The 20,014-nt window shown below is 67.4% G+C and carries 21 protein-coding genes and 1 tRNA gene; 12 read left to right on the top strand and 10 right to left on the bottom strand.

What is annotated here, in order from left to right:
- The first annotated feature begins 360 nt into the window (after positions 1-360).
- The 3 genes from BJQ95_RS19480 to BJQ95_RS04655 are packed head-to-tail and all read left to right on the top strand — an operon-like array spanning position 361 to position 4,472.
- The gene (locus BJQ95_RS19480) at positions 361-2,607 is read left to right on the top strand and encodes an ABC transporter ATP-binding protein (protein ID WP_205750135.1); all 2,247 of its coding nucleotides are present in this window, start codon (positions 361-363) and stop codon (positions 2,605-2,607) included.
- Positions 2,583-4,157 (top strand): hypothetical protein, encoded by a 1,575-nt coding sequence (locus BJQ95_RS04650; RefSeq protein WP_205750136.1) that lies wholly within the window; start codon positions 2,583-2,585, stop codon positions 4,155-4,157. Before BJQ95_RS19480 ends, BJQ95_RS04650 begins: the two co-directional genes overlap by 25 nt.
- An 18-nt stretch (positions 4,158-4,175) precedes the next feature.
- On the top strand, positions 4,176-4,472 hold the full coding sequence (locus BJQ95_RS04655) for a DUF3039 domain-containing protein (RefSeq protein WP_130178074.1): 297 nt from the start codon (positions 4,176-4,178) through the stop codon (positions 4,470-4,472).
- On the opposite strand, the gene BJQ95_RS04660 is transcribed toward BJQ95_RS04655, so the two are convergent.
- Positions 4,473-5,810, bottom strand: coding sequence for a nicotinate phosphoribosyltransferase (locus BJQ95_RS04660; protein ID WP_130178075.1), 1,338 nt, complete (start codon positions 5,808-5,810; stop codon positions 4,473-4,475).
- 179 nt (positions 5,811-5,989) lie between these two features.
- Positions 5,990-7,291 (bottom strand): beta-ketoacyl synthase, encoded by a 1,302-nt coding sequence (locus tag BJQ95_RS04665; protein ID WP_205750137.1) that lies wholly within the window; start codon positions 7,289-7,291, stop codon positions 5,990-5,992.
- Between the two features lie 109 nt (positions 7,292-7,400).
- Between BJQ95_RS04665 and murI the strand changes: the two genes are divergently transcribed.
- From murI to BJQ95_RS04685, 4 genes are all read left to right on the top strand, one after another.
- On the top strand, positions 7,401-8,288 hold the full coding sequence (murI, locus tag BJQ95_RS04670; protein ID WP_130178076.1) for a glutamate racemase: 888 nt from the start codon (positions 7,401-7,403) through the stop codon (positions 8,286-8,288).
- On the top strand, positions 8,285-9,019 hold the full coding sequence (rph, locus tag BJQ95_RS04675) for a ribonuclease PH (RefSeq protein WP_130178077.1): 735 nt from the start codon (positions 8,285-8,287) through the stop codon (positions 9,017-9,019). Before murI ends, rph begins: the two co-directional genes overlap by 4 nt.
- A gap of 1 nt (position 9,020) precedes the next feature.
- Positions 9,021-9,611 (top strand): RdgB/HAM1 family non-canonical purine NTP pyrophosphatase, encoded by a 591-nt coding sequence (gene rdgB, locus BJQ95_RS04680; RefSeq protein WP_256041526.1) that lies wholly within the window; start codon positions 9,021-9,023, stop codon positions 9,609-9,611.
- Between the two features lie 111 nt (positions 9,612-9,722).
- On the top strand, positions 9,723-10,643 hold the full coding sequence (locus tag BJQ95_RS04685; RefSeq protein ID WP_130178078.1) for a cation diffusion facilitator family transporter: 921 nt from the start codon (positions 9,723-9,725) through the stop codon (positions 10,641-10,643).
- Between the two features lie 16 nt (positions 10,644-10,659).
- On the opposite strand, the gene BJQ95_RS04690 is transcribed toward BJQ95_RS04685, so the two are convergent.
- From BJQ95_RS04690 to BJQ95_RS04705, 4 genes are all read right to left on the bottom strand, one after another.
- Positions 10,660-11,394: a DedA family protein gene (locus BJQ95_RS04690; RefSeq protein ID WP_130178079.1), complete on the bottom strand. Its 735-nt coding sequence runs from the start codon at positions 11,392-11,394 to the stop codon at positions 10,660-10,662.
- A 107-nt stretch (positions 11,395-11,501) separates the two neighbouring features.
- Positions 11,502-12,179, bottom strand: coding sequence for a DedA family protein (locus tag BJQ95_RS04695; RefSeq protein WP_205750138.1), 678 nt, complete (start codon positions 12,177-12,179; stop codon positions 11,502-11,504).
- 3 nt (positions 12,180-12,182) lie between these two features.
- Positions 12,183-12,845 carry a heme oxygenase (biliverdin-producing) gene (locus BJQ95_RS04700; protein ID WP_130178080.1) on the bottom strand — a complete coding sequence of 221 codons (663 nt, stop codon included), beginning with the start codon at positions 12,843-12,845 and terminating at the stop codon, positions 12,183-12,185.
- Between the two features lie 132 nt (positions 12,846-12,977).
- Positions 12,978-13,059, bottom strand: a tRNA-Leu gene (locus BJQ95_RS04705).
- A 118-nt stretch (positions 13,060-13,177) separates the two neighbouring features.
- Between BJQ95_RS04705 and BJQ95_RS04710 the strand changes: the two genes are divergently transcribed.
- The 3 genes from BJQ95_RS04710 to BJQ95_RS04720 are packed head-to-tail and all read left to right on the top strand — an operon-like array spanning position 13,178 to position 16,139.
- Positions 13,178-14,410, top strand: a complete 1,233-nt coding sequence (locus BJQ95_RS04710; protein ID WP_130178081.1) for a CpaF family protein — start codon at positions 13,178-13,180, stop codon at positions 14,408-14,410.
- Positions 14,407-15,267 (top strand): type II secretion system F family protein, encoded by an 861-nt coding sequence (locus tag BJQ95_RS04715; protein ID WP_130178082.1) that lies wholly within the window; start codon positions 14,407-14,409, stop codon positions 15,265-15,267. The genes BJQ95_RS04710 and BJQ95_RS04715 overlap by 4 nt, the downstream gene beginning before the upstream one ends.
- Entirely contained in the window at positions 15,264-16,139 is an 876-nt protein-coding gene (locus BJQ95_RS04720) for a type II secretion system F family protein (protein ID WP_240694788.1), read from the top strand. Before BJQ95_RS04715 ends, BJQ95_RS04720 begins: the two co-directional genes overlap by 4 nt.
- Before the next feature lie 76 nt (positions 16,140-16,215).
- Here the strand turns inward: BJQ95_RS04720 and BJQ95_RS04725 are convergent, their stop codons facing one another.
- Positions 16,216-16,377 (bottom strand): hypothetical protein, encoded by a 162-nt coding sequence (locus tag BJQ95_RS04725; protein WP_165384952.1) that lies wholly within the window; start codon positions 16,375-16,377, stop codon positions 16,216-16,218.
- A gap of 58 nt (positions 16,378-16,435) precedes the next feature.
- Complete coding sequence (locus BJQ95_RS04730) at positions 16,436-16,987, bottom strand: hypothetical protein (protein WP_130178084.1); 552 nt, start codon at positions 16,985-16,987, stop codon at positions 16,436-16,438.
- A gap of 64 nt (positions 16,988-17,051) precedes the next feature.
- Here BJQ95_RS04730 and BJQ95_RS04735 point away from each other — a divergent pair, with 64 nt between their 5' ends.
- Both BJQ95_RS04735 and BJQ95_RS04740 read left to right on the top strand, forming a co-directional pair.
- On the top strand, positions 17,052-17,543 hold the full coding sequence (locus BJQ95_RS04735; RefSeq protein ID WP_130178085.1) for a hypothetical protein: 492 nt from the start codon (positions 17,052-17,054) through the stop codon (positions 17,541-17,543).
- Positions 17,544-17,881: 338 nt separating this feature from the next.
- On the top strand, positions 17,882-19,018 hold the full coding sequence (locus tag BJQ95_RS04740; protein ID WP_240694785.1) for a DNA methyltransferase: 1,137 nt from the start codon (positions 17,882-17,884) through the stop codon (positions 19,016-19,018).
- On the opposite strand, the gene BJQ95_RS04745 is transcribed toward BJQ95_RS04740, so the two are convergent.
- Together BJQ95_RS04745 and BJQ95_RS04750 are read right to left on the bottom strand one after the other, a co-directional pair.
- Positions 19,015-19,620, bottom strand: a complete 606-nt coding sequence (locus BJQ95_RS04745) for a hypothetical protein (protein ID WP_130178086.1) — start codon at positions 19,618-19,620, stop codon at positions 19,015-19,017. The genes BJQ95_RS04740 and BJQ95_RS04745 overlap by 4 nt on opposite strands.
- A gap of 111 nt (positions 19,621-19,731) precedes the next feature.
- Entirely contained in the window at positions 19,732-20,010 is a 279-nt protein-coding gene (locus BJQ95_RS04750; protein ID WP_130178087.1) for a hypothetical protein, read from the bottom strand.
- Positions 20,011-20,014: the final 4 nt, after the last annotated feature.

Raw genomic sequence — 20,014 nt, forward strand, 5'->3', positions numbered from 1 at the left:
GCGTGTCCGGATCGTGACGATGGTGCGGCGCCGTGACCGGGGATTCCAGTGCCGAATCCAGTCGGAGACCTGGAGGGAATCCGCCCGCGGATGACGCCATCCTCAGCGAGGTCAGACGGTCCTTGGTAGGTTAGCGAGGTGACTCCAGTGCCTCCGAACTCCGAGCCCGACGAGCAGACTCCTGTCTTGCCCGTTCCCGATACGGAGCCGGAACGTGAGGGTAGTGCCATCGAACACGACACCCCTGCGGACCGCCCCCATGAGCCCGTTTCTCCGTCCACGGCCGTGCCGCCGACAGACGTGAAACCGCCCCGCAAGACCCCGGTACGCCGCGCGCCCCGGACCACCGCGCCCAAGCCGATGACGAACAGGGCCGATGGGGCGTCGAGCGCGCCCGGCGATGCCGCCCACGCAGCTACTTCCGACGCAGCTACTTCGCAATCAGCCGCTCCCGCCGCAGCCGCTCCCGCCGCAGCCGCTCCCGCCGCAGCGACTGCCGCCGACTCGGCCGCGCCGGCAAAACCCGCGCGAAGCACCACCCGCGCACCGCGCACTCCCGCGTCTCCGCGAGCCGCGACCACCCCCCGCGCTCCGGCCAAGAAGAAGCCGGTCACGCAGGCGCTCGCTGAAGACGTGGCTGCGCCACCGACGACGCCCGTGACACCGGGTGTGGACGCCTCGGCGCTGAGCGTCACCTCGGCCGCTGCCGAGGTTGACCGCGCCGAACCCGTTGCGGCTGCCCCGCGAGTCCCGGTGACCCGTGCCCCCGCTGCCCGGAAGACGCCCGTGAAGGCGCCTTCGAAGGCGACCAGGCTGCCGGCCACCACAACAGCCACGGCGGACACCGCCGATGCCGTCGAGGCAGCCGCCATCGTCGACCAGGACCTGCCCGACGGCTCCGCTCAGGCGACCGCTGACAGGCCCGCCACCGCAGCGGCGCGCTCGAGCAATGCGCGGACGGCGGCCTCGAAGGCCGCCGCAGCGAAAGCGGCCGCCGCCAAGTCGGAATCGGCGACCAAGGCCGGCGCCGCCCGCGCGGCCGCGACGAAGGCTGCCGCGACGAAGGCCGCCGCCGCCAGGACCGCCGCCACAGCATCGGCCCGCGCCGCTACCGCCGCCGCCGCGGCCCGTTCGGCTGCCGTCGAGGACACGACCTCCGCTGCCGCGCCCGTCAAGGCCGGCTCCGGAGTCGCTGAGCCCCTCGTGCACGAGCCGGTCATTGCTGCGCCCGTCAGGCACGAGCCGCTCGTTGCTGAGCCCGTCGTTGGTGAGCCCGTCGTTGCCGAGCCCGTCGCTACCCAGCCCGGAGGGGATGAGCTAGCGGTTGACGAATCCGTCGTCGACGCGCACACGGTAGTGCTGCCCGTCGCCCAGGCCGCTGGCGCGCCGGCCGACGAGAACGTCGACCCGCCGGTGCCCGCCGACGCCGACGAGACCGCCGTCCTCACAACGCCCACAGCCGACTCGGACGACACTGTGGTTCTGACCACGGCTCCGGCCTTGAGCAGCCCGGTCACCGAGCCGGCACGGCCGTCGCGCAAGCCGTTTTGGAAACTGCCCCGGTTGACCCTGCGGCAGGCCGACACGGTGCCACCGGCCGTGGCTCCGGCCGAGCCCAGCGAGGTCGTCGCCATTGAGGAGTCTCCGGCCGCCGCCGCTCCGGGCCAGACCTTGACCGGCAAGGCCCCCGTCACAGCTGCGGCACCCGTCGTGATGGCCGCAGACGCCGCCCGCCCGGCCACGGTCGTGCCCGATCCCGGTTCCACGGGCGCGCTGCGCGTCCTACCGGTCGTGCGCAAGCCGTCGGTGCCGCGCACCGGCGCATCCGACGTGGTCGGCGGCCTCGCCCCCGTCGAAATTGCGGTCAGCGGGTTGAACAAGCGTTTCGGCCAGAACATCGCCGTCGCCGACGTCAACCTCGAGGTCCGGGCCGGCTCGTTCTTCGGCATCGTCGGACCCAATGGCGCGGGCAAGACCACGACGCTCTCGATGATCACAGGTTTACTGCGGCCGGACTCCGGATCGATCCAGGTGCACGGTGTTGACGTGTGGGCAGATCCCATCGCCGCCAAGCGCACCATCGGTGTGCTCCCCGACCGGCTGCGCCTGTTCGACAGGCTCACCGGAGCGCAGTTGCTCTACTACGCCGGTGTGCTGCGGGGTCTCGAGAGCGAAACCGTGCGCGCCCGCTCCGCCGACCTGGCCGCGGCCTTCGGCATCGAGGACGCCCTCAACCGCTTGGTCGCTGACTACTCGGCAGGCATGACCAAGAAGATCGCCCTGGCCTGCGCCATGATCCACTCACCGAGGGTACTCGTGCTCGACGAACCGTTCGAATCGGTCGACCCGGTGTCGGCCGTGAACGTCACCGAGATCCTGCAGCGCTACGTCGCCGCGGGCGGTACCGTGATTCTCTCCAGCCACGGCATGGACCTCATCCAGCGGGTCTGCGACCACGTGGCAATCATCGTGCAGGGCTCCGTGCTGGCCGCGGGAACGATCGACGAGGTGCGCGGCAACGTGTCACTCGAAGAACGCTTCGTGGACCTGGCCGGCGGACGAAAGGTTGCGGAGGGCCTGGAGTGGTTGCACAATTTCTCGGACTGAAACTGAGGCTTCTCGCCAATCTGTTCCGGCGTAGCCCCTGGCAGGTCGTGGGAGTGGTGCTCGGTTTGGTGTACGGGCTGCTCGTCGCCGTGGCGTTGGTGGCCATGCTCGTCGCCTTCCGTTTCGTCGACGATGTCGGCACCATTCGTGACGGCGTCACCGTGGTGGGGTCGCTTGTGGTGCTCGGGTTCGTCCTCGTGCCGCTGGTCTTCGGCGTGGACGACAGCATGGACCCGCGCAAATTCTCCACCCTGGGCATCCCGAACAAGCAGCTGTCCCTGGGCCTGGCGGTCTCCGCACTGGTCGGGGTGCCGGCGACGACTCTGGCGATCGTGCTGCTTGGCACCATCGTGACCTGGTCACGGGGGGTGGTCGAGACCCTGCTCGCCATCGTGGCGGCGGCCCTGCTGCTGGCAACCTGCATGCTCGCCTCGCGGGTGAGCACGTCGATATCGGCCTTCCTGCTGTCCACCCGACGCTCCCGCGAGTTCACCGGCATCCTCGGCATCCTGCTGATCGTCATGATCACCCCCGTGGTGGTGTTGCTGGTCAACGTGGACTGGAGCAAGTACGGGCTCGACCTCCTCGGCGGTTTCGCAGCCATCCTCGGCTGGACGCCACTGGGTGCGGCGTGGGCCGTGCCGGGCGACGCCGCTGCCGGTGAATGGGGCCTGTCCTTCCTCAGGCTCCTGATCGCCACGGCCACCGTGTACCTGCTCTGGCTCGCCTGGCAAGGTCTGGTGGCGCGGATGCTTGTGTCGCCTGGTCGTGAGGCGCAGGCCAGGGCCTACGTCGGCCTGGGCTGGTTCGACCGGATGCCGCACAACCCGATCGGCGCCATCGCCGCCCGCAGCATCACCTACTGGGGTCGTGACCCGCGCTACTGGGTCTCGTTGATCATGATCCCGATCGTGCCGATCCTTGTCGTCCTGCCGCTCGTCTTCGCCGGCATGCCGTTCGAGTACCTCGTCCTGGTTCCGGTGCCGCTCATGTGCGTCTTCCTCGGCTGGACGCTGCACAACGATGTGGCTTATGACCACACCGCCATCTGGCTGCACGTGGTCTCCGGGCCACGCGGCGTCGCCGACAGGGTCGGCCGTCTGGTTCCGGCATTGTTCGTGGGCATCCCGCTGATCGGCCTCGGTTCCGCGGTCAGCGTAAGCATCCACGGCGACTGGGCCGTGCTTCCCGGGCTGCTCGGCGTGAGTACCTGCATCCTGCTGGCCGGGCTCGGCTTTTCAAGCTTCACCTCGGCCCGGTTCCCCTACCCGGCGACCAAGCCGGGGGACAGCCCGTTCGCTCAGCCGCAGTCGTCGGACACGGCCGCCGCGGTCATCCAGTCGCTCACCTTCGTCGGGTCGATCGTCGTGGCGCTGCCGGCCATTGTGTGCGCGGTGCTGGGAATTTTTGTGGATCCGATCTGGAACCTCCCGGCGCTGTACTGGGGGCTCGGTATCGGCTTCGTCATGCTCATCGGCGGGGTGTGGCTGGGTTCGCGTACCTTCGAACGTCGCGGCCCGGAGATGCTCTCCTCCGCATTGCGCGCGTAGCTGCATACACTTGAGGTCATGACACACGACATTCGCGCGAGCATCGCAGAGCCCGGCCGTGGCCCGGAAACCGGCGGCGGAACCTCCACCCTCGACCGTGAGCTCGAGGAGCTGCTCAATCAGGAGCAGATCGAGCCCGGCGACCACGAACGCTTCTCGCACTACGTGCCGAAGGACAAGATCCTCGAATCCGCCATGACCGGTAAGCCGGTCAAGGCGCTGTGTGGCAAGAAGTGGCTGCCGGGACGGGACCCGGAGAAGTTCCCCGTCTGCCCGACCTGCAAGGCAATCTACGAGAAGATGAAGCAGGACTAGTCAGCGGAACACCGTCGGGATGACGGCGTCGCCGCGGCCGAGCCTGAAGGCGTCGATGGGCAGCTCGCGCATCGCCGCAGCGTTCTGCTCGCGGGCGAGCCGGGTGCCGCCGGCGCCCAGGTAGCGTTCGTCGACAACCCCGGCCACCATCAGCGGCACGAGCAGAGACCGCTCCGCAGCACCGGTGGGGTCCGGTGCGGGGGTCGCGGCCGGGGCGATTGCCGGGCCGCCGGCATCAACCATCACGACCTCCTCGCGGGCCGTGCCGCTCGCGTCCAGTCGGCGCACAGCGCTCTTGCGTCCGCCGACCGAGGCTTTGGACGCTGAGGTCTTCGCCACCGACACCCACTCGTCGTCGGTGTTCCTGTGCGCCACCAGCTTGTAGACCATCCCTGCGGCCGGGGCGCCTGAGCCGGTGACCAGGGACGTGCCCACCCCGAACGCGTCTACCGGCGACGCCGACAAGGCCGCGATCGAGTATTCGTCGAGGTCGCTGGTGACGGTGATGCGGGTGTTGACGGCGCCGAGCGAGTCCAACTGGGCGCGTGCGGCGGCGGCCACCGTCGGCAGGTCGCCGGAGTCGATCCGGATCGAGCCCAGGCCCGTTCCCGCGACCGAGACGGCCAGTTCGATGCCGTGTTTGATGTTGTAGGTGTCCACGAGCAGCGTCGTCGAGGCGCCGAACGCATCCACCTGGGCCCTGAAGGCATCCTCTTCGGTGTCGTGCAGCAGCGTGAACGAATGCGCGGCCGTGCCCATGGTGGGGATGCCCCAGCTGCGCCCGGCCTCGAGGTTGCTGGTGGAGGCGAACCCGGCGATGTACGCGGCGCGGGCCGCGGCCACGGCGGAGTGCTCGCCCGTGCGGCGGGAACCCATCTCGGCCAACGGCCGCCCGAGGCTCACCGAGACCATACGGGCGGCGGCGCTCGCGACGGCGCTGTCGTAGTTGAGCACGCTGAGGATGAGGGTCTCAAGCACGACGCATTCGGCGAAGGTGCCATCGACCTGGATCAGCGGGGAGCCGGGGAAGTAGGCGTCGCCCTCCCGGTAGCCCCAGATGCTGCCGGGGAAGGAGTAGTCCGCCAGCCAGTCGAGGGTGGGCGGACGCACCACGTTGTTCTCGCGCAGCCAATCGAGCTCGGCATCGCCGAACCTGAAATCGCGGATCAGGTCGAGCAGCCTGCCCGTGCCGGCGACGATGCCGTACCGCCGGCCGGCGGGCAGACGGCGAGCGAACGCCTCGAACATGCACTCGCGGTTCGCGGTGCCGCTCTGAATGGCGGCATCCACCATGGTGAGCTCGTAGCGGTCGGTTCGGAATGCTGAAGACTCGGTCACGCGAGAAGCCTAGCCGCCACGGCCCCACCCGGGCTGGGTGCTCGTGTGCCCCCGTCCCCGCCCGACCTGGACATTGTGCGGTTCAACCGCCGCCGAGTTGCCGCAAACTCCCCCATCCATAGGTCCCAAGGTGCCGTTTGCGGCAAGTCACGGGGTCTGCAGTGGGCAGGCGACCGGGCCTACAGGGCGCCGAAGGCGACGATGCAGTTCTGGCCGCCGAAGCCGAACGCGTTCACGAGGGCGTGCTTGATGGGCTGGATGCGCGCAGTGAGCGGCGTGTAGTCCAGGGTGCAGTCCGGGTCGGGGGTGTGCAGGTTGATCGTGGGCGGCACGATGCCGTTCTTGATCGACAACGCGCCGATCAAGGCAGACAGCGCGCCGGCCGCGCCGATCATGTGCCCGGTCATCGACTTGGGCGCGGTGATCGAGATCTTGTCGGCGAAGTGGCGCAGCGATTCACGGATGGCGAGGGTCTCCGCCTTGTCGTTGGCCTGGGTGGAGGTGCCGTGAGCGACGATCATGTCGATGTCGGCCGGGTTGAGCCTGCTCCGGTCCATGGCCCGGGTGATGGCCTGGCTGGCGTACTTGCCCGACGGGTCGGGGGCAACGATGCTGAAGCCGTCGCTGGTGAGCGCGCCGCCGAGCACCTCGGCGTAGACCCGGGCGCCGCGGGCACGGGCGTGGGAGAGGAGCTCCATGACAAAGACCACGGCGCCCTCCCCGAAGACCAGGCCGTTGCGGTTGGCGTCGAATGGCCGGCTGGCTTCGGTGGGTGCCTCATTGTGGGTGGATGCGGCGTGCATGGCGTTCAGACCGGCGAACATCACCGGGGTGATGGCGGCTTCGACGCCGCCGGTGATGACCACGTCGGCGTCACCGGTCACCAACATGGTGCGCGCCTCGAGCAGTGCGTAGGCGCCGCTGGCGCAAGCCAGGGCGCTCGCGTTCACCGGTCCGTGCACACCGAGGTCGATGGCGATCTCACAGGCCGCCATGTTCATCAGGGACGACGGCACGAAGCGGGGGGAGATGCGACGGGGGCTGCCGGCGTTGACGTGCTCGGTGGCATCCTGGATCTCGGCGTACCCGGACACCGCGCTGTTCACGATGACGGCGGTGTGGATGCCCTCCATGGACGGGCCGAAACCGGCGTCTGCGACGGCTTCCCTGGCCGCGGCGATGGCCATCTGCGAGGCGCGTGAGGCCCGCTTGACCTGCTTGATCGACATCCTCGTGGCCGGGTCGAAGCCCTTGACCTCTCCGGCGATCTGGGTGGGCAGGTCGGTGGCGTCGAACTGCGTGATGCGGGCGACGCCGCTGCGTCCGTTGGTCAGGCCGTCCCAGGTTTCGGTCCACGAGTTGCCGAGCGGTGTGAGGGCTCCCAATCCGGTGATTACGACTCGATCATTCATGACGATCATCTCCTCAGACGGCACGAGGGACGTCTCCGGTGCGGGCTCTGCCTGGTTGGCCTGGCCCATATGCCGAGTGTAGTTACGGGTATATTCCGGCCCACGTACGTTGGGCGGTTCTGGGCATATGACGGTGTCACGCGTGGCCGAATGCCGAACCCGGCTAGGCTTGATCGACGTGACGGATGCACCGATTGGGATTTTCGACTCCGGAGTCGGCGGACTGACCGTCGCCCGGGCCATCAAGGACCAACTGCCCAACGAATCGATTCTTTATATCGGCGATACGGCCCATTCGCCGTACGGACCGAAGAAAATCGCCGACGTGCGCGAGTACGCGCTGGAGGTTCTGGACGACCTGGTGTCCCAGGATGTGAAGTTGCTGGTAATCGCGTGCAACACCGCATCGGCCGCCGTGTTACGGGATGCCAGGGAGCGATACAGTGTGCCGGTGATCGAGGTGATCCAACCGGCGGTGCGACGTGCGGTGGGCACCACACGCAACAAACGAGTCGGCGTGGTCGGCACGGCCGGCACCGTGAATTCGCGTGCCTACAACGACGCGTTCGCCGCGGCGACCGACATTCAGCTGTTCTCCCAGGCCTGTCCCCGGTTCGTGGAGTTCGTCGAGTCCGGTGTCACCACGGGCGCCGAGGTGCTGCGGGTCGCCGAGGAATACCTCGCCCCGCTCAAGGCGGCAGACGTGGACACCCTGGTGCTGGGCTGCACCCACTATCCGTTCCTGCGTGGCGTGATCTCCTACGTCATGGGCGACGCGGTGACGCTGGTCTCCAGCCACACCGAGACCGCCAACGACGTCTACCGGGTACTTGTGGGGCAGGGCCTCGAACGGGTCGAGGCCGCGCCGCCCAGCTACCGCTACGAAGCCACCGGCGACAGCGCCGACGACTTCCTCCGCCTCGCCCACCGGTTGCTCGGCCCGGAGATCTCCCACGTCGACCTGGTCGCCACGGGCACCATCAGCCTCAATGAGGTCGCCAGACTGGCCGCCTCGACCGCCTCACCTCGCTTTTCCAACCCCCGTCCTTTCAAGGAGAACTCGTGACCGACATCCTGCGCGCCGATGGCCGCACCAACGACCAGCTGCGCCCCGTCACCATCGAACGCGGCTGGAGCGACCAGGCCGAGGGGTCCGCGCTGATCTCATTCGGCCGCACCAAGGTGCTCGCCACAGCGTCCTTCACCAACGGGGTGCCGCGCTGGATGGCCGGCAAGGGCAAGGGTTGGGTCACCGCCGAGTACTCGATGCTGCCCCGCTCGACGAACTCCCGGATGGACCGCGAATCGGTCAAGGGCCGCATCGGCGGCCGCACCCATGAGATCAGCCGGCTGATCGGCCGGAGCCTCCGCGCCGTCGTGGACATGAAGGCCCTCGGTGAGAACACCATCGTCATCGACTGCGACGTGCTGCAGGCCGACGGCGGCACCCGCACCGCCGCCATCACGGGCGCCTACGTGGCCCTGGCCGACGCCCTCGAGTGGGGCCGGGAGAAGAAGTTCATCGCGCAGAAGGCCCAGCCACTCACCGACAGCGTCGCCGCCGTCTCGGTGGGCATCATCGGTGGCGTGCCGATGCTCGACCTGGCCTACACCGAGGATGTTCGTGCCGAGACCGACATGAACGTGGTCGTCACCGGCCGCGGCAAGTTCATCGAGGTGCAGGGCACCGCCGAAGGAGCCCCGTTCGACCGCAGCGAGCTCGACTCCCTGCTCGACCTGGCCCTCGGTGGGGCGATCACGCTGACCGACCTGCAGAAGACCACGCTGGGCCGCTGAGATGCGCGTCGTTCTCGCCACCCACAACGCCCACAAGGTCGAGGAGCTGCGCCGTATTCTCGCGCCCATGCTGCCCGACCTCGAGGTGCTGGCCTACGACGGCCCGGAGCCGGTCGAGAACGGCGCGACCTTCACCGAGAACGCGCTGATCAAGGCGCGCGCCGCCGCCGCGCACACCGGCTTGCCGGCCATCGCGGACGACTCCGGAATCTGCGTCGACGTGCTCGGCGGAGCCCCCGGCATCTTCTCCGCCCGGTGGGGCGGACCGGCCAGGGATTCCGGGGAGAACCTGCGTCTGCTGCTCTGGCAGATCAGCGACATGACCGACGAGCACCGGGCCGGGCACTTCACCTGCGTGGCCGCACTGGCGCTGCCGAACGGGGTGGAGCGGGCGGTCACGGGGGAGTGGCCGGGCCAGATCCTGCGGGAACCGGCCGGTGCCGGCGGGTTCGGCTACGATCCCATCTTCCAGCCGGACGGCCACGCCGTGTCGGCCGCCGAGCTGCCCGCCGAGGTGAAGAACGCCGTGAGCCACCGGGCCATCGCCTTTGCGGCACTTGGGCCGGTACTCTCCGAGCTTTTAGAAGGCTGATCAGGGACTCTTGGCCCGCCGGTTAGGGTGACCTGAGTTGCTGAGAACGGCACTCATTCCCAATTAGCGGCTGGGCTGGCTTTCGCCCCGGCGGGCTCGTAGTTTTGAAGCATGGGTCACGATCACGCATCCGCTTCGACGAGTAATCGTGTGCGCCTGTCGATCGTCATCGGCCTGGTCGCGACGATTCTGGTCGTGGAAGTCGTTGGGGCCTGGCTCACCGGCTCCCTGGCGCTGCTCGCCGACGCCGGCCACATGTTCTCCGACTTGGCCGGCCTCATCATCGCGCTCACGGCCACGGTCGTCGCCGCCCGCCCTGCCACCGACCGTCAAACGTTCGGGTACCAGAGGGCCGAGGTCTTCGGTGCGCTGCTGAACGGCCTGATCCTTCTGGTGGTGGCGGGCTTCGTGGTCGTCGGTGCCATCGGCCGTCTGACGGCCGGTGCGCCCGCCGAGGTGCTGGCCGCCCCGATGCTCGTGGTGGCCGTGGTCGGTCTCCTCGCCAACATCGTCGGCATCCTGCTGCTGCGCCCCGCTGCCACCGGGTCGATCAACATGCGCGGCGCCTACCTCGAGGTGCTCGGTGACGCACTGGGTTCGGTGGCCGTGATCGTGGCCGCGGTGGTCATCCTCACGACGGGCTTCGCGCAGGCCGACTCCATCGCCTCGCTGGTGATCGCCGCGATGATCGTGCCGCGTGCGCTGGGCCTGCTCCGCGACGTCGTTCGGGTGTTCAGTGAATCCGCCCCCGCGGATACCGACGTACGAGCGATCCGGGACCACCTCGAGGGCACCGCAGGGGTGGTGGCCGTGCACGATGTGCACGTCTGGGCGATCACGTCGGGGTCTCACGTGTTCAGCGCTCACATCGTGGTCGAGCCGGAGCTGCTGGCGGCGGGGAAGTCGGGCGAACTGCTGCGCGAACTATCCGAGTGCATGTCGCACCATTTCGACGTCGAGCACTCTACTTTCCAGCTCGAGCCGGCCGATCACGCGGCGGATGCCGAACACGAGCACCACTCGCACCGCTGAGTGCGGCGGCACGGTGTCAGGCCTCGTGCTTGCCGTCTCTGTCGGTGTTGAAGGTCTCGGGGTCGAGCATGAGCGTGTCCGGGTCCACGGTCACGCCGGCGTGGGCCTGACGGCGGGCCTTCACGGTGGACTGGATGTAGTGGTAGATCGTGGGAAGCAGGGTGAGCACAACGGCGCCGAGCAGAATGAGGTCGATGTAGTCGCGTACGAAGTCGGCCAGCGGCGGGATGTAGCCGAGGAAGTAGCCGAAGAAGGTCAAGCCGGCGCCCCAGATCATGGCGCCGATGAAGTTGTACAGGCTGTACTTGCGGTAATCCATGTGCCCGACGCCGGCGGCCACAGGGGCGAAGGTGCGAACGATGGGCACGAAGCGGGCGGCGATCACGGCGAAACCACCGAAGCGAACGAAAAAGGCGTTCGTACGTTGCACGTTTTTCACGCTGAACAGCCCGGATTCCTTGCGTTCGAACACCCGCGGGCCGAGCCGGTGGCCGATCAGGTAGCCCACCTCACCGCCGACGAAGGCGGCGCCGCCGATGGCCAGGGCCACCCACCAGATGTCGATGGTGATGATGTCGAAGAAGACGAACAGCCCGGTGATCACGAGCAGGGTGTCGCCGGGAAGCAGGAAGCCGATCAGCAGACCGGTCTCGGCGAAGACGATCGCGCACACGCCCAGGAGCGCCCAGGGCCCGAATCCGTTGATGAGGATCTCCGGGTCGAGCCACGGGATGAGTGCGGTGTTAATCACGAAGAAAACTCCAGTCGTCGGCGGCTAGATCGGCCAGTCGGCGGTGATCGCTTGCGTCGCTACAGGTTACCGCGTAATCGAACCGGAAGGCCTGATGAAAGGGTGGGCTAACCCCCCAATGTGTTGTGAGATCCAGTGCTGGTGCGGGCGTCGAGGTGGGTCTGAGCGCGGTCGGCGAACCAGGTGCGCAAACCGAACACGATCGAGGCGGTGATGAAGAATCCGGCGATGATGTACGCGGCACTCTTCACCCCGGGGATCGCAGCCGCGTAGTACCCGGTGAGGGTGATGCCCACACCCCAGGCCAGGGCCCCGACGAGGTTGCTGGAGAGGAACTTGTAGTAGTTCATCCGGCCGACCCCGGCCACGACGGGTACGAACACCCGTGCCCAGGGCATGAACCGGGCCACGACCACGGCCCACCAGCCGTACTTGAGGTAGAACGACTCGGTCTTCACGATGGCCAGGCGCGTGCGCCGGCCGCCACGTCTATCGAGGTAGCCGCGACCGTACCGCCGGCCGAGCAGAAAGCCCACCTGGTCGCCGAGGAACGCGGCGATTCCCACACCGACGGCGAGCACCACGATGTTCAGGCTCGACGTGGACGCGGCCACCAGACCGGCACCGAACAGGAGCGAGTCGCCCGTGATGAACGGGATGAACACGCCGAGAAAAAGAGCAGTGCCGGCGAACACGAGCGTCCAGACCAGCAGGTAGAAAACCACGACACCCGCGCTCGCGAGAAAGTCGCCGAGCTGGCCGTCCAGTGCCGCAGTTCGTATCATCGGCTAACGCGCCAACCCGTCGAAGACCGCGCCGTTATACGTGAACGCGGCGTCGACCTCGGCCACCAGGGCGTCGATCTCCACCTGCGCGAGCGCGAGGGCGTTCAGTCGGTCACGGTAGGCGCGCTTGTACTGGACGATGTTGTTGATGGCGTCGAAGCGGTAGAAACCCAGTTGTTCGGGCGCGGCGCCGTAGTGCCGGGCGACGAGAGCCGCGATGGCCTGGCCGCCGGACAGGTCGCCGAGGTAGCGGGTGTAGTGGTGGGCGAGGCAACGGACCCGGTCGGCGCTAGTGAACGACTGGAGGTGAGCGATGTACTCCGTGGTGGCGGGCAGCGGCGGATGTTCCCTGCGCCAGTCCTGCACCCCGAGTGCGGACAGGTCGCTCTCGATGGCGGGCAGACGGTCCAAGGCCGGATCGAAGATCTCGATGCGGTCGACCTGCGAGACCCGGTCGACGAGTTGTTCGAGGGCTTCGTAGACCCAGGCGTACTGGCCGAGGTAGCGGGTGTAATCCGCGAGGGAGAGTTCGCCGCTCATCAGCTCGGTGATGAAGGAGCGGGTCTCGGTGTCGCGGTGTGGGGTAGTGGAACTGGCGCGCAGGTGTTCGGCCAGGCTCGGCTGGAGATCCAGGGGGCGCTGGACGGAGCGTGCGGTCGCGGTCATGGGAACCGATCTACTGAGTGACGGGTAAGGCAATCCTAACCTAAGCAGAATTCCGGTGGCCAGAATTGAAGTGATTTCTCAGTTGCAGCGGAGCCGGACAGCATCTGTGTGCTGACAGCCGGCGCCCGTCGGTGCGGGAGAAGGGACTTGAACCCTCACGCCTTACGGCACAGGTACCTAAAACCTGCGTGTATACCAATTTCACCACTCCCGCGAGTGAGGCTCCAGTCTAGAGCGCACTCGATCGGCTGCGGAGTGGCCCGGAGCCGGGAGGGAGGGCAGGCTGTGGATAACTTGCACAGGCAGGACTGCTTGTGCAGCAGGATTCCCTCATGACCGAGGCCGTGCGCATCATCACCGAGCAAGTGCGGCTGCGTGTGCGCCGCGACGGCGTCGACCTGGCCGACGACGATGCCCTCGCCGATCAGTACGTGCGCGACGAGGTGCGCCGGTACAGCGAGCGGGCGCTCGGCGGATCGCTGCCGTTGCTCACCGACGAGTTCCAGGCGACCAGGGAGGTGGTCGCCGCGCTCACCGGGTTCGGTGCGCTGCAACCCTTCCTGGACGACCCCGACATCGAGGAGATCTGGATCAACGCGCCCAGCCGGGTGTTCGTCGCCAGGGACGGGGTCCCCGAGCTGACCCCGATGGTGCTCACCGAGCGCGACGTGCGTGACCTCGTCGAGCGGATGCTGCAGGCCTCCGGCCGGCGGGTCGACCTGTCGTCACCGTTCGTGGACGCGTCCCTGCCCGACGGGTCCAGGCTGCACGTGGTGATCCCGGACATCACCCAGCGGCATTGGTCGGTCAACATCCGCAAGTTCACCCGGCGCATCCGGGACCTGACCCAGTTGGTGGCGCTGGGCGCTCTCACCCAACCGGCGGCGGACTTCATGCGCGTCTGCGTGCGCGGTGGGCAGAACATCCTCGTCTCAGGGGCTACCCAGACCGGCAAGACCACCATGCTCAACGCCCTGTTGTCGGCCACCCGCCGCACGGAACGCATCATCACGGTGGAGGAGACCTTCGAGTTGAGCGTGGGGGCTCGCGATGTCGTTGCGATGCAGTGCCGGCAGCCCAGCCTGGAGGGTGCCGGGGAGATCACCCTGCGGCGACTGATCAAGGAGTCGTTGCGCATGCGACCTGACCGGCTTGTTGTGGGCGAGGTGCGCGAAGCGGAAAGCCTCGACCTGCTCATCGCGCTCAACAGCGGACTTCCCGGCATGTGTTCGATCCACGCCAACAGCGCAAGGGACGCCCTCGCCAAACTGTCGACGCTGCCGCTGCTGGCCGGGCGCAACATCGACTCCGCGTTCGTGCTGCCCACGGTGGCCGGGTGCATCGACATCGTGCTGCATTGCGAGATGGACCGGCACGGGCGTCGCCGGGTAACCGAGATCATTGCACCGAGCGGCCAGCTCACCGGGTCCATCATCGAGGCGAGTCCGCTGTTCCTGATGAAGGACGGGGTCTTGGAGCACACCGGGGGGTTCCCCACCAAGCTGGCCAAATTCCGCGCCGCCGGCCTGGACCCGGCCGAGGTTCTGCGGAGGGGAGCGGCATGACTCTGGTGCTTGGCAGCCTCCTCGGCGCCGGTCTCGTGCTTCTGAGCGCAACGCTGTTGTGGCCGGCCACCGACAGTGCATCCCACGGCAACCGGCTGCTGGCCGGCTGGCGGGCCCGGCTCGCGCAGGCCGGGTTCGGTTCGGTGCCGGTCTCGGTGTTCGCCACCCTGTCTGGGGTGCTCGCGATTGCGGCTGCCGCGCTCGCCGAGGCCGTGCTGGGCGTGCGGGCGCTCACCCTTGTCGTGGGTGTGGTCTGGCTGGTCCTGCCTACCCTGATTGTGCTCTGGCGGGCCCGGGCGAGGCGGCGGCTGAACCGCACCGTCTGGCCCGACGTGGTCGACCATTTGGTCTCGGCGGTGCGGTCGGGTCTGGCCCTGCCCGACGCGGTGAGCAGCCTGGCGCAGGCCGGACCAGTGGTCACCCGCACGGCGTTCGCCGAGTTCGAGCGGGAATACCGGGCCACCGGCAATTTCGACTACAGCGTCAACAGGCTCAAGGGCTCCCTCGCCGATCCCTTCGCGGATCGCCTGATCGAGACGTTGCGGATGGCGCGGGAAGTGGGCGGCAGCGACCTCACCCTGGTGTTGCGCAGCCTGTCGAGCTGGTTGCGCCAGGATGCCGCGGTGCGGGCCGAGGTGGAGGCCAAGCAGTCCTGGGTGGTGAACGCCGCCCGGCTCGGCGTGGCCGCGCCCTGGATCGTGCTGGTGCTGATCAGTAGCCGCCCCGAGGCGGCGCAGGCGTTCAACACGCCGGCCGGCACCGTCGTCATCCTCGGCGGACTCACGGTCTCGGTGCTGGCCTACCGGGTGATGCTCATCGTGGGGCGGCTGCCCGAGGAGCGGCGGTGGTTCCAATGACCGCGCTCGCCTGGGGCGCCTTTTTCGGGTCGGTGCTCGGCATCGGCCTCTGGTCGCTGGTGAGCCTCACCCCGCGGTTGAGCCGGCCCCGGCTCGCGAACCGGTTGGCGCCGTATCTGCTCGACGTGTCCGCCGAGGCCCGGACCTTCGTCGGCCGTCGTTCCGTCGACCCGATCCCGGTCCTGGGCACCCTGTTCTCCCCGGTGTTCGAGTCCCTCGCGCAGGCCCTCGCCAGTGCGCTCGGCGGCGCCGACATCATCGAGCGCCGGCTCCGGCAGTCCGGTTCCTCCCGCACCGTCGACGCCTTCCGCTCCGAGCAGCTGGCCTGGGCCCTGATCGGCGTCGCCGGCGCCCTGTTGGTCGCGCTGGGCACCCCGCTCGGCCGCAGCTGGCCGCTCATCGTGCAGATCGCGGCACCCGTTGTCGCGGCAGGGGCAGGTGTGCTGCTGCGGGATACCCAGCTGAAGCGCCAGGCGACCGCTCGTCTGGCGCGGATCGACAGTGAACTGCCCACGATCCTGGAATTCCTCACTCTCTCGCTCGCCGCGGGCGAGGGCATCCTCGATTCCCTGCGCCGAGTTTCCCGCAGCACCTCGGGGGAGCTGTCCCGCGAGTTCGCCGGCGTGATCGGCGACGTGCACGCCGGGGTCTCGCTCACTTCGGCGCTGACCGAACTGTCCACCCGGATGCGGCTCCTATCACTGACCCGGTTTGTGGACCAGGTCGTCGGGGCGATCGACCGCGGCTCCCCGCTCGCCGACGTGCTGCGGGCCCAGGCCCAGGACGGCCGGGAGGAAGCCAAACGGCACCTTCTCGAAGCCGCGGGCAAGAAGGAGGTGGCGATGATGGTGCCAACCAACACCAAATTATGATGTATCTCTTGATCGGCGGGGCCGTTAATCACAAAAACGCCCCAGCCGTCACGGCTGGGGCGTTGGGTGGAGAAGGCTAGGCAGCTTCGCGCTCTGCGGAGGTGAGGGCCGGCGCGCTCTTGAATGCTGCGCTCAGGAGCGAGCGCTGGCCTTCCGAGAGAGGCGGTGCCACGGCGAGCTGGCGCAAAGCCCAGGCGGAGGGGACGGTGTGGGCTGAGGTGGCGCTGAGTGACTTCATAGGTAGTACATGCGCGGTTTGGCACTAAAGTGACATAGCCTCATACATGGCAACTGGATCACAACCCGAGTGGATGCTTAAAACGACTCCGAAGATCCAGCCTCCCGGCTGAGTCAAGCGCCCCGCATGCAGTCAACCCGCGCAGTAAATCGACTTCGGTTCGAGGGTCGATCACGACCAAACTGCGGCTAGCAGCCGGCGGCTCCCAATCCAGCTCCTCCAAGACCGGGTGCACGACCACCAGCCGCACTGACCCAGCCGGCCACGGCGAGCTGTCCGGAACAAAGTGACGAGCAGAGTAGAGCCGGTCGATGTTCGCATCGGTCTCCGCCTCGAGGCTCCAGGTGCCTGCCTTCGCGGCAGCCGCCAGCGCCCGGGCCTGGTACTCCGTCGCAATTTCGCACGCGAAGTGGTACCGATCGTGAAGCCGTATCTCGAGCCACTCTCTATACCGCGACGGCGCTTCGCCTTCCGATGCCGGGATCAGCGGCAGCACCCCGTATCCGGCAAGCAGCGAAAACAGCAGCTCTCCAGGTGAATCAGCGATCCGTAGCTCGCCACCGGTCAGCGGACCGGTCATCCAGAACTTGGGGGCTTGTTCGCTGCTCATGCCCATTACATGCGCGGGATGACCTTCGGACCGCCGACCGAACCGAACCGCGCATGTATGGGACATGGACCACAAAACGATGGATCGACCAGGCCGATGGCTGGTCACGACCGAGCATGTAACCCGCCACGAATTTATGACCTTCGACGCCCTCTACTGGAAACGGACCCCGGCGCCTGGCTCCGTAGACGCCGCCTACGACGGACGCTTCATACGCCTCCGCCGGCTCGGCCTGGTGCAGCTCGGTGCTGCTTTCGAGCTCGAAGTGGCAGACGGCTCCTACCTCTACGGTGCGACAATCCATCGTTCGTCCGTCGTCACCAAGATCGAGCGCCTCGGTGGCCACTGCCGCCGTTGCGGGTATCCAACCCTCCTCGGCATCTGCTGGCGCGACGCCGTCGAGCCCGGCTGGTACGACCTCGACGGCGGGTCGGGCCGGCGGCACGATCTCCGCCTCGGGATTGAGCGGCGGTTGGAGCCGGTGCGAGGGTATCGCCTGCGTGCAGCCCGGCGCCGGCGGCTCACCTGGGAGCGCGTGCGATGCGGGCGGGGCTGACGGGTACCCGCGCATGTAGAAAGTATGGAACCTCTTTACTGCGAACGATGCGGGCTCTACCTGCTCCGTGGCTCCGATTCTGGTTGGCAGAACTGCCGCGTTTGCTCGATCGCACCATGGTGGAGCCGGCGCTCCCACTACGCTGGAGAGCCCAAAACTCGGTACCCGGATCGGGATCGGATAAGGCGTCGGGCCCGGTGGGTTCGGTTCATCGCAGCGGTGCGCAGCGTGGATCCTGAGCGGCCGCGATAGCCACGCCCGGCCGACTGTCTAATTCGCTTTGTCAGTGGCCCGATCATAGAATGACGTCCGGACGTCAAGTACAGATAGGGGCAGCCGTGGGGCGCTTTCAGCCAGGTCAGGTGCGTGATGGCATTGCAGAATGCCTGATGCGCGGCGGCGCAGACGGCGCGACCATCGGCGATATCGAGGCACACATGCAGCTTGCGTTCGGCGAAGATGTGCCGAGCTCATCCGTTCGATCGTATCTGCAATTGAACACCCCGGGAAAGTTCGTGAGGCTTGGTCGTGGCCGTTACCGGCTCGCGGACGCGTCAGTCCCAACAGCGCCCGTCGTTGGCGAAGCCGCACTTAATGGCACGCCGATCTTCGCGACAGGTAAGACTCGCCTGTTCCAGGCCGACTCGCTCGAATGGCTGGCGGAGCAGCCCAAGAACTCTGTCCACGGAGTCGTCACCGACCCGCCGTATGGCCTGATCGAGTACACACCGATGGAACTAGCCAAGCTGCGTGCCGGCCGAGGTGGCACGTGGCGTATCCCGCCGTCTTTCGACGGCCATGTACGGGCACCGCTCCCGCGCTTCACGACGCTCACCAGCTCGGAGCTGGACGACCTTGAACGCTTCTTCCGCCGGTTCGGTGAGATCCTCAAGCCGGTCCTCGTGCCGGGTGCTCACGTCATGGTCGCCGCGAACCCGCTGGTCTCGCACTTGGTCAGCTACGCCCTGGATGCGGCCGGCTTCGAGCGCCGCGGTGAGATTGTCCGCTTGGTCACGACGATGCGCGGTGGCGACCGCCCAAAGAACGCCCACGAGGAGTTCCCGGACATCAGCGTCATGCCCCGCTCGAACTGGGAGCCGTGGCTCTTGTTCCGGAAGCCAGTAGAAGGCACCGTCGCGAACAACCTGCGAGTCTGGGGGACCGGCGGGTTGCGCCGGATCTCTGACGAGCGCCCGTTCGGCGACGTGATCCAGAGTGCACCGACGCATTCCAAGGAACGGGCGATCGCCAATCACCCAAGCCTGAAACCGCAAGCGTTCCTGCGGCAGGTGGTCCGCGCGATCCTGCCTATGGGCACCGGCACGGTTCTCGACCCGTTTGCCGGCTCAGGTTCGACACTGGCAGCGGCCGAAGCTGTCGGCTACAGCAGCGTCGGTGTGGAGCTGGACGACGCGTACGCGCTGCTCGCGGCAAAGTCGATTCCCCTGCTTGCCGCACTTCCGGATCGCGTCTAAGCGGGGTCCATGTACACCCAGGACCGGCGAAGCTTGGCGATCCCGTCGGCATCGAGGGTGGAGGTGCGGGTGCCGAGAGCGCCTCGCGCATTGTTGCGGAAGTCGTCTGGGGTGACCTGGCCGAGGTACACCTCACGGAAGATCAGCGGAGCTCGTGCATCGACCGGTTCGCCCACGTTGTCAATCGCGTAGACGAACACACACATCCACTGAGTGCGGCCGCCGTGCGTATCGACGGCGCCGCCCTTCTTCAACGTGGATTTGATTTCAATACCTTGCTCGCCGGCCTTCACCGTGTCATTGGCGTAGATGCCCCTAACCAGTAGATCTGGGTGCCCGTTGTGGAACTTGTTGCCGGTTAGCGAGCGGCTGTGCTTCGCCATCGAGTCCGTCAGCATGTCGCTGATCGTCCCGCTGAGGTTGGCTTTACGCAACATGTCCTCAAGGCGACTGAGCTTCTTGTCACGGAGGTGGGTGTTCACATCGAAGAAAAAGTCGTAGACATCCTGCATCGCACTCTGAAAGTCGATCTGGCGCAGGTTGTACGGAAGCGACATCGCTGGGTTGAACTTGTCCTGGTAAACCTCTTGGCGTGTGATCACGCCCCCATGCTACAGAAGCGCGACGCGCAGCCAGGACGAAGTACCCGGCCAACGGGAGAAAGCGCCCCACCAGCTGTCTTGTGACAGCGGTGGGGCGTTCTGTTGCATTAGTTACGCAGCGTGCTTCGGCAAGTACTTGGCTTCCGCCGCTTCCAGTGAGTAGATCGGGGTATTGGCGACGCCGAGTAGCCAGCCGAACACCGGCACGTGCACAGCCAGCCAGCTGATCCCGGCGTAGTACAGGGAGCCGGCGAGTACGGTGATGCCGAGGACGGCTTCCGCCTCGACAGACGGGTCGAGGGCAAGGCCGATCGACGCCAGCCAGCCGACGGCCGAGCCTACGAGGAGCGGGACCGCGGTCCGGATTAGGGCGATCATGAATGTGGACATGTGG

Origin of the sequence: Cryobacterium sp. SO1, assembly GCF_004210215.2 — a bacterium.
GTDB lineage: Bacteria > Actinomycetota > Actinomycetes > Actinomycetales > Microbacteriaceae > Cryobacterium.